Raw genomic sequence first — 14,054 nt, forward strand, 5'->3', positions numbered from 1 at the left:
TCAAAGTCATCAATCTTCTTCCGCAGCGTGGCTGCGAACCAAAGGACCAAAAACATGAAACCACCCGCGTTCCTGATGGCGCCCTTGCTTGGCGTCATCTCAACTCCTGCCTTCGCCGCTGGCGGCGACCCCAGATGGTGGGTCGCGCCCAATCAGACCGATACCTATGCCTGGGTCGGCCTGGTTGTTCTCTTCCTTGCGATCCTACTGGTCGTACACCTCTATGCGCGTTTTGAGCGTTACACCGAGCACAAATCAAAAGGCACCCCGCTGCGTACAACCATCCCGGTGATGCTAACCGTAGCGCTGGCTTATGAACTGATGCCTGCACTCAGCCACTTCAGCATTCTGCTGCCAGGCGCCCTGATCCTAACCGCAATCGCCCGCGACTTCATGTTGTGGTGGCGCCCTTCGCAAGAGGAGTTGGTAAAATGATTGAGCTTCTAGTCACATCTTTTCCGTTTGTCCTGCGCGTGATCTATCTGAAATGGCGCGGGCTACCGGTTACCCTATACAACGTTCACCGGGCGCTGTTCATGTGGTTCGTCTTGGCACTGATCGTGTTCTTTGCGGTATTTTATTACTATCCCAAGTCCTACACTGGCCTTGTGCCCTTCAGAACTGTTCCAGTCGTCGCCGAGAATGGTGGAACGGTGACCGATATTTATGTCAAAGGCGGTGATCATGTGGAACCGGGCGATCCGCTGTTTGCTGTCGAGAATGCGTCTGAACAAGCCGCAGTAGATTTCGCGACGCGCAAAGTCGAGGAAATTGAAAGCGCGAAACTGGCAGCTGAGTTGCAAGTCCAGACTGCGCAGGCCGTGCTGGATGCCGCGACTACTGCCAGAGAACAGGCCGAACTGGTGCTTATGGATCACGAGGCACTTCAAGCAAAGGGTTCCGCTGCATTTCAAGTGAGCCAGCTCGAACGTGCCCAGGCAACCTTGAGCACTCGGGAAGCAGAGGTTGAGGCAGCTGAAACGCAACTTGGTGTGGCACAAGTCCAAGCGACTGCTGTTCTGCCAGCCCAACTTGCATCGGCGCGCGCGTCGTTGAAGCAAGCTCAGGTGGAACTTTCAAAGACGCTGACGACCAGCTCTGTCGACGGCGTGGTTGAACAAGTCACTCTGAACGTCGGTTCGCGCGCAGCACAAGCCGCGATGAGCCCCGCCATGCTAATTGTACCGGATCGGAAAGATGCAGAGCGTGGACGTATCGTTGCTGGTTTTTCACAAGTTTCTCGCACTGAACTGTACGAAGGTATGGCGGCAGAAGTGGCTTGCGAAAGTAACTTCAACATCTCGATGCGCAATACCGTTCTTCCGGCAAGGATCGTCCGTATTCAGGAGTCGATTTCTTCCGGGCAGCTTGCGCCCAGCGGTCGACTGATCGAGCCTAGTGAAAAGGCGAAACGGGGTCAGATCGTCGTCCATCTTGACCTCGTACACCCAGAGCACCGCGATCTTCTGGTGCCAGGAAGTGGCTGCATCGTCCAATCCTACACCACCAGTTTTGAAGGTGAAATGGAAGGCACACTTGTCGCCCACGGGATCCAGGCAATGGGTATCATCAAGGCGGTTGGTCTGCGGGTCAAAGCCTGGTTCGGTCTGACTTCGGGCATCGGTTTGATCGGTGGTGGACACGCCTGACTTCCCAAAGGTCCAGCTATTCAATAAACACGGCTCCCAATGATTTTTGGGAGCCGTTTCTGCTAAATGTCCTGATGAAATCAATCCAGCTCGGCTGCGCGCCTTTGGGCGTCTTTTCTAGTGTCGCATTTACGGCGCAACCAAACCCTCGCAGCATCACGCCAATGGAACGGCCTTACCGCGCTTCTTCGATCGCAGTACGCCGAAAACTCACGATCTGACCAAAAACACTCTAAAAAGCCGAACGGTTCTGCTTTCAATCAAAGGCGTACATTAGAAGCGTTGGGGCAGGGCGCTTTCGGTGCAAGAACTTAGATTCGAGCTCGAGCCGGAGCAAACAATGAACTTAGCCGGCTATTACTACGATTCCCGACAAAGTGGTGTTGAATGCAAGGCAGGGGGCCAAGGTTCGCCGCAAATGCGAAGCGATTACGCAGATGAATCGAAGGCAGACCTCTGCAACAGACTGTTTTTCAGAACGAATTAGTTCGCCGATTCTGGCAAGTCCGGAGTCAAATAGTGAGCATTTCAAACAGCTTAGTAAATGGAAGAGGCCCTAGGCCACAGACTAAAACTCGAAGGATTTTGGGGCGATCTACTTTTAAACAAGTCAAAGACTGCACTTTGAGAATAATCACCGGCCGATTGCACGGGGTTGGCAATTCCTAATGGAGTGTTAACGTATTCAAGTTGAGTAGTACGTTTTCGGTTAGGAAAAAGCAGTGGCAAGAGATACGATTGACCAAGTGCACCGTTTTCCTGATGCAGTAACGCCTGGGCAATTGGCCTCTGCACTGGCCAATACACCTGAGCTGTTTCAACTAGTGATCGACACGGACGGGCTGTCCGCAGTCAACCTGCCTAATGACTTCGCCCCCAATCGCTACGCGGTTGTTGACGGTGATCTGTTTCTGATCGCACCTGACGGTCAGATCGTAGTTTTGCTGGCAGGTGCCGAGAACACCTATGTTGTTCAATTTGATGACGTCCCGGTTTCTGCCAAGGCACTGACCGCTTCAGTTGAGGCACTGGGCGAGTGGGATCAAATAGGTGATATCCCTCAGCTAACCCTCGATCAGATGCTGGATTTGGGGGATGCACGGCCCGGCACAGGAGAGCAGGAGCCTGTACGTGTCGGCGACCCACTTACTGGTCTGGAATACAACCCACTGCTGCCGCCCACCGAGTATCCTTCGGAACTGAGGCTGGATAGACGCTTATTTGGCGAAAACCTTCTGGAAGATGACGACGATGGCGTTCCCGAACCCGGCGACAACACCATAGAGTTGACAGGGTTACCAATCGCTTTTGAAACGGACGCGCCTGTAGACCTGCGCCCCGCTTCGTTTATCGAGTTTAACCTAGAGCAAGCCGACATCGGTGAATCTGTCAGCCAAGTTACATTGCAAATCACAGGTTTGCCGTCTGGAACAACGACTAATTTCGGCCAGATAATCAATGCCGGAGGCGTGGCGACGTTAAGCTTTTCGGGCAGCGAAGCAGATTTTAATGCGCTGGTTCTGACTTTCCCGACGGACTTTTCGACAACAAGCCGAAACGACGCACCCACAGGTCCGTTGCAGGCAACGATTGCGATCGAGACGACGTTCCTCGGGACGTCGCAATTGGAATTTCCGATCGTGGTGTTTGCCGAGGGAGATGCCGTCATTGATGATACTGGGCCAGACACCGTCGTGGACGAAACGGACGCTCCTACTACAGTCAGGCCGTCTGATTTATTGGCACCTCAGGTAACCGATATAGACGGCTCTGAGGACTATGAGGCGTTGGAATTGATCATCGAGGGACTGCCGGCCGGGTCGACGATTGCCAGCCTCGGTTTGGTTGTACCCGTCGGGGCAGTCGCGATGGTGACGCCATCGCCAAATGGTTCAACGACTCTGACGATCTCGATGACTGCAGATCAGGTGGCTGATATTCAAGCCGCATATGATGGGCTGGAATTGACCCTGCCCACCGATTTTTCAACGGAAAACCGCACGGATCTCGGCGTTGCACAAGACCTGCCGCTTACCCTGACGCTGAGTATTCAGACTGACGAGGACGTTTCAGCGGCAATTGATACACCGAATGACGGAACGGTTACGGCGACGCGGGTTGTTGATATCGGTGCCGAAGGTGATTTGCAGCTTTCCGGTCCGGGTACGATTACCCTCGATGAAAACGATGCCCCGGGCGATACGGATGAAGACAGTACACCATCGACGCCTCTGGATGTGCGCCTGGCTGATGCAGTAACAGGGCAGGCGACGGATATTGACGGGTCTGAAACCATTGCATCTGTAGATGTGGCGATTAACGGACTGCCTGCTGGCGTGGAATATTCCACGGACGGCGGCGCGACTTTCCAGACCGCTCCGGTTGGTCCGGTATTTACCCTGAACGGGCTGACTTTTGCGCAATATCAGGGCCTTGTCATCCGGCTCCCCGATGACTTTTCGACATCCACGCCGCTGACCGGCAGCGCAACTTTCACGACCGACGAAGCAATTTTGGCGGGCGAAATGGATACCGGCCCAGATGACGGTATTGAAACCGGCACATTCACGATCACCGTGAATTCCGAACAGGATGTCGAAATTACCTCGGAGGATATCACGGTAATTGAAGATCTGGGGGATCCAATCCCGCTGAATCTGGATGTGACCATCACCGATATCGACGGATCAGAATCAATAACGTCGATCACGCTGGATTTCGCCAACCTGCCAGCCGGTGATACCGTCTTGAGCGATGGGACCGTGCTGAACGCAGGTAGTGCACAGTGGACGGGCGATCTGGCAACCTTGCAGTCTTTGGCAGTCACAAGCTTGCCTACGCATTATTCCGGGGTGATTTCCATCACCATCACCGTGGACACCGATGAAGGTGACCCAACAGTTGCAACCGAAAGCTTTGATCTGAACGTCACGCCCGTTGCTGAACCAACAATTTTTCTATCGGTAGACGACAGTACCCCAAATGTGGATGAGCGCGGCCCGGACAACTATCTGGTGGACGAAGATACGTCTTTCCTTCTGCTCATCGACGCCGGCACGCCGGATCAGGATGGATCTGAAGCGCTGACGCAGATCGTGATTGAAAACATCCCGATGGGTTGGGTTGCCGATGCAGGCGGTATTGTTGATCCGGCTTTGTTCGAACAGGGTGCGGATCAAATCGCTTCGGCAACGATTGCGGGTACGACCCTGACGATCATTTTGATCAACGGCGTTACTGAGTTCGATGGGGCCATTCGATTGACACCGCTGCCCAATGACGACCGAGACGTCGAAACAATAGTAGGCGACGAACTGACGGCCATTGTGACCTCTTTGGATCAGGCGCCACCATTACCGTCAGACACACAAACCGCAACAGACAGTGTGGATGTCGATGTCGATGCGATCGTGGATGGGTTGGACGTGGCCACGAACGACATCAGTGTTAACGAAAACCGGAACGGCAGGCGTCGGATTGAGGTCGATATCTCAGGCACCGCCTTAGAAGACAACGATGGGTCCGAGACGATCTCGGCGATGGATTTGACCATCAGCGTTGCCACCGCAAGTGATGTTTTTGATCCGTCGGATACAAATCAGCTTGAACTACGCGTCAGTGACCCGGCCTTGGCAGGCTTTGTGATCATTACGCAAACAGGATCAACGGCGAACAGCGTATCATACAGCCTGACCCCGGCTGCTGGTGCGACACAAGCGCAGTTCTCGGCAGCATTGGAGTCTTTGGAAACTGTCGTTCCCCAGCATTTCAGTGGCGTTCTGACATTGGATGGCACACTGGCTTGGAACGAAACAACAACCGGCGATGTTGAAGACGATCTGACGGACAATTTCAACACCGGCGCGTTCCAGATCACCCAAACCGTTAATCCTCTTGCTGAGGCGGATCTGACTGCTTCCGTTTTTGTACTGACCGCTGACGAAGTTGCAGCGGACAGCCCGACTTCGGTTTCCGCCAGTGTCGAGGATGGTTCGATCAGTGGGGCTGAGATACTCACGCTGCTGGAAAGCACTGACGATGGCTCGGGTCCCGGGCAGGTCAGCCTGTTTGTAGGGCTAAATGCAGAAACTCCGGATACTGATGGCTCTGAAGAAATAAGCACGTTGGTTGTCGCCAATGTGCCAACCGACTGGATCGCGGATTTTCTGACCGGTGATACAGTGGACGCGTCTGCCTTTTTCTCGGCTGATGGTACGTCACCTCTGAACCCGGCGGAGCTGGCCAAGATTGAAACCGCGACTTACGATTCCGGTACTGGTGAAATTACAATCACCTTTGTACCGGATGTGACCAGTTTCGAAGGCTCCATTCAGCTCACCCCGACTCTTTACGAAGACTATGACGTTGATCGCGAAAACACAGACCCGTTTTCTTCGGCTGGAGACTTCTTTGGAAATGATCTGACAGTCACCCTAACCACACAGGACGAAAATACGGTCACCACTGACGATCAGGTGTCGGACGCAACATTTGATGTCGACGTCGACCCAGTCAACAACATAGCTGTCATCCTGACTTTACCTGAAGGTAATGAAGCTGAAATCGACGCCGCCGGCGGTGTCTGGCAAATCCCATTCGAGCCGATCATTCAAGACCAGGATGGCAGCGAAGAAGTCACTGCGGTCGTGCTTAGAAGTGTACCGGCCGGAGTCACAATCTATGTACCGGACCCTGACAATCCGGGCGGACCTAAAGTTCTTGCACTGCTGACCGAGGTGAATACACCGCCGGGGTTCAACACTTGGAGCCTCGAGAATGGCGGCTGGGAGGGGGCCGAGGTACGCGGCATCCCATTGCACTTTGCCGGGCCCGTAAGCGCGACCATCGAGGTAGTCACAACCGAGGCGGACGGCGGAGGCACGCGTGTCACCCCGCTTGCCAACCAGCTCTATATCGATCCCGTTGTTGATGGCGGAGATCCGAGTGAAAGCTACACGACTGCTGAAGATACAGCAGTGTTTTTTCCGATTGACGGGAACCTGATCGACAATCCAACGAACTCGCCGGAGTCACCTGAGGCTATTCTCGACATCGTTGTGGTAAGCAATATCATTCCGGATTCTGGAGGACGCGTACCGCAATTCTTTGACGGCCCTCCCGGTGATCCTGCTTCGATCGAACTGTTCCCGGTGTTTGCTGGACCAACTGGTAGTCTGGAGCTGACCGTTGCACAGGCATCCAATCTGTGGGTCCTGCCGGGTCCCGACAGCAACGAAGATTTTGTGTTCGACGTTTCGCTGGTTTACTTCGAAACGCTTGATCCGACACAAGTCCAACTTGCAACAGGAACCGCGACTCTGACGGTAACCGGTGTTGCGGATGACCCAATTATCACCACGCAGGATGAAACGGCTTATTCTGGCGTGATCGATGGCGAGTTTAACCCCGGAGGAACGACGGACGAGCGCCCGAATTCCGAACTGATTTACGGCTATGCCGGTTTTTCAAGCGGTCCGTTTCTGCTGGACAGCCGCCTGCAAGACACTGTCATTCAAACCGGCGTCATCAGCGACCAGCAAGATGAGACATTTACCACCGACGTCACCCCGCTGACTGGTGTGATGACAGAAATTTTGGTGCCGGAAGGTGACCCCGGAGCGGATTTTGATGGATCGGAAACGATCTACTACCTGATTACGGGTGTCGATCCCGCGACAAGCTTCGCCAATGCGACGCCGCTCGATGCTACCGGTGAAAGCTATTTGGTAACCGAAAGCCAATTGGCAAATCTGCAATTTGTTCCAACCGGTGTAACCGAAGTCACTTATTATAACCTAACGTTCACGGCCATCGTCACTGAAGATGACGCTGACTTGTCTGGTTTGACAGGTTTGACGGCCGCTGAGATCATCCAGGAAATCGATGACTTGCCCGGAGGCGCCGCGGTTTCTGAAGAGATCAGCATTGTCGTTATACCCGATGGCGGCAGTGGCGGTGATTGTGAGGATGACCAAAAGCTACCATTACCCACGCTCGAGTTGGTCGGAAGTGGTGATGAAGACACTGAAATCGCCTTTCAGATTCAAATAACCCCGGTCCCGGGTTTCTATGACAGTATCGACGATCTGGTGAACTTGCCCAATGGGGTGACAGGCAGCTTTGGTCTGGGAATTGATCTGCCAGAGGGCTCGACTCTCAGCAGTGACCCGCCCGGAGCTGTGTTGTTCGATCCGGTCACTGGCCAATACGCAATTGACCTGAGTGTGTTGGGTGTTGATCCGGATGATCCTACCCTGACAGCTGGCTCAATCTTGTTCACCCCGCCCGAACACGAGTCCAGTCCTGATCCGTTCCCGGCCGACGAAACCTTTGGAACGGATGACCCTTATGATGGGCTGAATTCGCTCGATTATTCTATGATTCTGGTCAATTCCACCTGCGGCACGACCACCGACGCCACCGGATCATTTGCGATTACCATCAACCCGGTTGTTGATGGCCCCGAAATTGTTGTTCTTGGGTCAGATTCCGTTCTAGAAGACACGGCCTTTACACCGAATATCGAAATCCGCGGAATTGATCCGGGCGAACGGCCTGTAGGCAATATCACCATCCAGGTGGATGGCACGAATGGTGGCCAGTTGCTTGATGGGGATGGTAACCCGCTAATAGGCACACCGGTTGGCGGCGGGCTAATTGAATATACGGTCACCGCAGACCAGTTGCCGACGCTGCAGATCACAGCAAACGAGCACTATAGCGGTCCGCTCGAATATACCGTGAGTGCAACTTCAGAAGATCTCGATGGCTCGACATTGTCCAGCACGATCACGCAGACCCTGACGATCATTCCGGTCGCAGATGACCCGATATTCGATTTTGATCAGACACCAACGGACCCCGACACCGGGGATCCATATGTTGATCTGAGTGGCCCGACCCCGGTTATCACAATCATCGAGGACATTCCCTTTACACTCGGCAGTGTTGTGGATGCGGGTTCTCCTGATCAAGATGGTTCTGAAGTGGTCACGTTGGTTTTGTCCGGCGTTCCAGACTACCTAATCGTCACGGGGCCGCCCAGCGGATTCATCAACAATGGTGACGGGACCTACACGATATCGGAAGAGGCGTTCGAACAAGTGCAGTTTGTGCTTCGGGATGAGCATGGCCGCACACCTGATAGTTTGGATTCCACTATTCCGGACGAAATCCCGCTGACCCTGACCGTCAATACACTTGAGGTGGCGAATTCTGACAGTAACACTGGATCGGTGGATTTTATTGTGAAGGTTCGTCCTGACGCGGATGTGCCGACAGTAACCGCCTCGATCACACCAGATACCGGGGTCGAGGACGATGCGACGGTCTATACGCTCGATATCTCAGGCACTACGCCGGATCCGCATGAGACGATGACGTTCGAGATCACCGTACCTCCCGGCGGAATAATTCTTCTGGATGGTGTGGCCCAACCTGCAGTTGGTGGTGTGGTGACACTGGCTGGGGTTGCAGATGCATCTGGTGGCGGCACACCGACCTTCGTTCCAAATGGCGTTGTAACCTTTGAACCGCAAGAAGACTTTGCGGGCGACCTTACGCTGGAAGTTGCTGCGGTCACCACTGATACAGCCTTGATCGGAGGGTTCTCGGATAGCGAGACCTCAGCCCCGGCAGAACTGGATCTGACGATCACACCGTCGCTTGATCTGGACCTGACCGTCGACCCAGACCCTGACGCCGTTGCGCAGACTGGTACGCCAATTGAGATAGAGCTTGGTATTGATGCAGAAGTGACAGGAACGCTGGGTCTGGAGACTTTGGATGAGGTTGTGGTTACCTTCGACGCTCCGTTGCCCGACGGCACTACTGCGTCAGATGGGGTGCTTTCCTCTGATCGGCAGACGTTGACGTTGACTCGTGGCGCACTGACGTCGGCAGAATTTGCGGCTCTTGTTGCGGCGGTGACGATCCTTCTGCCGGGCGACTTTGCTGGCGCCGTCGAAGGTTCAGTTGTCGCCACGACAAACCATGGATCGTCTTCGCCTGTGCCGTTCAGTATTGATGTGAATGACCAGCCTGATGTGTCGGGGCCAGTGGACATCTCCTCCACCGAGTCGTCGTTTTTCATCACCAACGTTGAGTTGCTGGCAAACGCAAGTGATATGGACGCCCTGAGCATCGCGAATGTCACATCGGATGATCCAACCAACGTGACGATAGATGTGCAGGCTGGTGGTGTGCAGATCACTGTTCCGGACGGCTATGTCGGAACGCCCGTGCTAAACTACGATATCGTGGATGACGGAACACCTCCTGCCAGTGCCGAAGCGACGGCTAATTTGGATATCGACACGCTACAAATGGAGGTGACAGGTGCCACCATCACGGACCCGAGCGGCGCATCTCGCGACCTGCTGGACGATGTGACCGGATCAGTGGGCGGTAACGATATTGCAACGGGCACCTCCGGGAACGACGGCGTCGTTTGGTCGGCTACGTCACCCTATGCCGAGATTGAAGGCTTTAACCTGTTGGGCGGGGACGATTTTATTAATCTCTCCGGGTCGACAGAAGGATACAGCGTCGATCTTGGGGAAGGAAACGACTGGGCCATAGGCAGCGCCGGGAATGACACGCTGACCGGCGGGGCAGGGGCAGATACACTTGAAGGCGGGGCAGGGGCAGACATTTTTGTGATGACCGACTTGACCCTATCCGACGTCATTACCGATTACGAAGGTCCGGTTGGAGGTGACCAGATCGACCTTACGGCTTTGGTGAACGTTGATGAGGCCGATCTTGGCTCTGTAGTCACTTACGACAACGCCAGCGGAGAATTGGATGTATCTGGCACATTGGTGGCCACGGTCAATGCGGCCGGGGGTGGTTTTTCGGCCGAGGTCGAGGTGATTTTCAACGATGCAGATGGTGCACAGCAAACAGCGGTGATCTGATACAGATTATCGTTCGCGCAGTGCTTCGAACCTGGCCTTGCGGAAGGGTTTCAGGATGTAGTCAAGTACGGTTCGCTCTCCGGTCAGGATATCGACTGAGGCGACCATACCGGGGCGAATTTCCAGCCGTTGACCATTCTTTTCAAGGGCGTTGCTTTTGGTTTCTACTATGATCGGGAAGTAGACCTCGCCGGTGGCTTCATCCTGTTCAGCATCGGCCCCGACGCGGGTCACCTGACCGTCCAAGGAACCGTATACAGTGAAATCAAAAGAAGTCAGTTTGACGCTTGCGGGCAAGCCCGGACGCAGAAAGGCGACGTCTTCTGGTTTCGCGCGCGCCTCGATCAGCAGCGAGTCATCAGCCGGGACGATGCGAAGCACTTCTTCGCCGGGGGCAATCACAGCGCCAATTGTGTGAACATTCAGGGTCGATACGATCCCGTTTACCGGCGCGCGCAAGGCGGCGCGGTTTACCAAATCGGTCGCGCTTTTTATGCTCTCCTCAATGACGCTGAGTTGGTTGAGCGTATCAGATCGCTCGATATTGATCTCGGCCCGTCGCTGCAATTCGGCTTCGGTCAGGCGGGCATTGGCTTCTGTCAATGCTGCGCCCGCTTGTTCACGCTGGCTGCTCAACGCGTCACGTTCCTGACGTCTTGCGGTGCGCTCGCGTTCCACCGGCAGGATCTGAGCCCGTGGGACGATGCCACTCTCGGTCTTGATCTGAATTTCTTCGTCAAGTAGCGCGATGTTCTCAGCCACCCGATCCAGTGCAGCGCTAAGCTCGGCGATTTCTTGTTCGCGTTGCTGAACCTGCGCATCCAGAACAGCCCTCTGACCCAGATATGAGGCGGTTCGACTGTCAAACAGGGCACTTTCCCGAACCGCCAGTGAACTGTCTGGATCAATGGCCGCCGTTGTAAAGTTTGGTTGAGCTGCTCCATCCAATTCCGCCTCAAGTCGCAGGGCGCGGGCACGCAGCGCCTGCTGCTGCGCCCGTAATTCGCCCAGACTGGCAGCAGAGCTTGTGTCATCCAGGCGGACCAACACCTGCCCGGCCTCAACCACATCACCTTCTCGCACCAGAATTTGCTGGACGATGCCACCCTCAAGACTTTCGACAACCCGCGCTTGACCTGACGGGACGACCCGACCGGTTGCACGAGCCAGTTCTTCAATCCGCGCCAGCGAGGCCCACAGTACCGCGCAGCCGAGGATCAGCAGTAGTCCCAGTAATACGGCAAATATCCACCCAGAAGACCGGCGCAGGCTTGCGGCCTTGGGACCGCTCGCGAAATCGACCAGCTCCCAATCCCGATTGCTCATGACGGTCCTTCACCGGTGTTTTTCGCCAATTGCCGCAGGATGTCCTCTTTTGGTCCATCTACCGCAATTTTGCCCTGGTCCAACACGATCAGCCGGTCAACCAAACTCAGCAGGCTGCTGCGGTGGGTCGAGACGATCAGGGTCATCGGCCAATGTGCCAGTACCCGCGAAAGGTTTCGAACAAAAATTTGTTCCGTTTGCGTATCCATCGAAGAGGTTGGTTCATCTAGGATCAATACTCTTGGACGTGGCAACAAGGCACGGGCCAGCGCCACAAGCTGTCGCTGACCTCCCGACAGGTTGCGACCCCGCTCGGTGATTGGCATTCCAAAGCCTTGCGGGTGCGCGGCTGCAATGCGGTCGACCCCAGCCAATCGCGCCACGCGCAGAATATCCTCGTTTGTGGCTTGCGGTACCCCAAAGGCAATATTCTCAGCCAAGGTGCCGGAGAACAGAACCGCTTCTTGTGGGACCAGTTGGATGTCCTTGCGCAGTCGGGCCGGAGCCAGTTGCGCTATGTTCAAACCATCCAGTAGAACCATGCCATCGGTGGGTGCGTATAGCCCCGACAAGATGCGCACGAGACTTGTTTTGCCAGCCCCGACAGGTCCGATGATCCCGATCCGCGCCATCGGATCGCTTGAGAAAGACGCCTCAGCCAAAGCCGGGACTTTGGTTCCTAGATACTGCAGCGAGAGGTTCTGAACCTCATACGCACCTTCTTTGGCAGGCGCGCTGAGGGCAGCACCCGTCGACCCCTTGTCCGAAGGCTGGGACATAAGAGTATTGAGGCCGCGCAGCGTTTCGATTGCGAAACTTGCGCGAACAAAAAGGCCAGATAGGGCCGCTGTGGGTGCCATCGCTCTGCCAGACAAAATCATCGCCGCGATTACGGCACCCATTGTCAGGTTGCCTTCCAACGCCAAGTATACTCCGATCACCACAATCCCGATGGAAGACAATTGTTGGGCAAATCCTGTGATCGTGGTTGCAAATGTCGCCAATCGGCGACTGCGCTCTTGCGTTGTTGCTGACTCGGCGACCATTCTCTCCCATCGCGCCTGCATTCGGCTTTGGCCCGAGACAGCCTTGAGTGTTTCCAGATCGCTTACGGCCTCGACTGCCACAGCATTTTTAACCCCAGTGACCTGCCTGTCAGAGTTGGACGCCCTTCGCAACGGGACGAGAATCAATACACCCAAGATGAGAACAACGCTGAGCGCTATGGTTGGGGGCCATGCCAGCGGACCACCGATGTAAGCGATGACACCAATGAACAATGCAGCAAACACCAAATCTGTTAGTGAGGCCAAAGTTTGCGACGAGAAGAAATCCCGCACCTGTTCATAATCTTTCAAGTTGTTAATTAACCCGCCGGTCGGTTGCGCCTGCGCGTCCAGACGAAGATCGGCAATATGACGGAAAATCTCGGAAGAAACTGCCAGATCGACGCGACGAGCAACCTTGTCCACGACGCGTGCCCGTACCCATTTAAGGATGGCATCGACCAACAACGCCAGGCCAACGCCGGCAACCAGCGACCAGAGCGTTATCAAGGCTGCGTTCGGAAAGACCCGGTCATAGACGTTCATGGTGAATAAGGGCATCGCCAACGCCAGAAGGTTGATCATGGCCGAAGCCATGATCACCTGCATGTAGTCTGGCCAGAACCGGTTCACGACCTTCCAATACCAATGACCCGGTTTTTCGGTAGCCCCGTGATCAACGTCGGCGCTTTCATCGGCTTGCAGCAGCAACGCGTGGCCTGCGTAAAGCTCGGACAGCTCGGCCAAGGGTACTGTCAGCGGATCGTTGGACCGTGTCGGCCAGATCACCGTCGCCTGTTCGCCAGTGATACGTTGCAATACGCAGGCATCCCGTCCTGACAGGAACAATACGGCAGGCAAAACAGGCTCGGGAATGTCCTTCAACTCGCGGCGCGTCAGATAGGCCCGAAATCCTTGTGCCTCAACGGCTTTGACCGCTTCGGTCGGCGTTAAACTTCCGTTGGCATCTAGCAGTCGCCCAGAGCACAGAACCTCGACCCCGATATCGTGTCCACACAGGCGCATGCATGTGGCGATCGCGTCGGCGAGCGTATCTTGTGGCTTACCTTCGAACCGCCATTCCGGTTTGCCCTCTGCGGTCAAACGGTCGCCAG

5 protein-coding genes are annotated in these 14,054 nt (G+C 55.1%); 3 read left to right on the top strand and 2 right to left on the bottom strand.

What is annotated here, in order from left to right; genetic code table 11:
* The first annotated feature begins 54 nt into the window (after nucleotides 1-54).
* The 3 genes from ACXAGD_RS20880 (at nucleotide 55) to ACXAGD_RS20890 (ending at nucleotide 10,567) form a co-directional block, all read left to right on the top strand.
* On the top strand, nucleotides 55-435 hold the full coding sequence (locus ACXAGD_RS20880; RefSeq protein WP_475213664.1) for a hypothetical protein: 381 nt from the start codon (nucleotides 55-57) through the stop codon (nucleotides 433-435).
* Nucleotides 432-1,649, top strand: a complete 1,218-nt coding sequence (locus ACXAGD_RS20885) for an HlyD family secretion protein (protein ID WP_475213666.1) — start codon at nucleotides 432-434, stop codon at nucleotides 1,647-1,649. Before ACXAGD_RS20880 ends, ACXAGD_RS20885 begins: the two co-directional genes overlap by 4 nt.
* Nucleotides 1,650-2,371: 722 nt before the next feature.
* Nucleotides 2,372-10,567, top strand: coding sequence for a cadherin-like domain-containing protein (locus ACXAGD_RS20890; protein ID WP_475213668.1), 8,196 nt, complete (start codon nucleotides 2,372-2,374; stop codon nucleotides 10,565-10,567).
* Nucleotides 10,568-10,573: 6 nt separating this feature from the next.
* Here ACXAGD_RS20890 and ACXAGD_RS20895 read toward each other — a convergent pair whose 3' ends face one another.
* Nucleotides 10,574-11,893, bottom strand: coding sequence for an HlyD family type I secretion periplasmic adaptor subunit (locus ACXAGD_RS20895; protein WP_475213670.1), 1,320 nt, complete (start codon nucleotides 11,891-11,893; stop codon nucleotides 10,574-10,576).
* The gene (locus tag ACXAGD_RS20900) at nucleotides 11,890-14,043 is read right to left on the bottom strand and encodes a type I secretion system permease/ATPase (RefSeq protein WP_475213672.1); all 2,154 of its coding nucleotides are present in this window, start codon (nucleotides 14,041-14,043) and stop codon (nucleotides 11,890-11,892) included. Before ACXAGD_RS20900 ends, ACXAGD_RS20895 begins: the two co-directional genes overlap by 4 nt.
* Nucleotides 14,044-14,054: the final 11 nt, after the last annotated feature.

It is taken from the genome of Ruegeria sp. ABF4_144 (assembly GCF_056160045.1).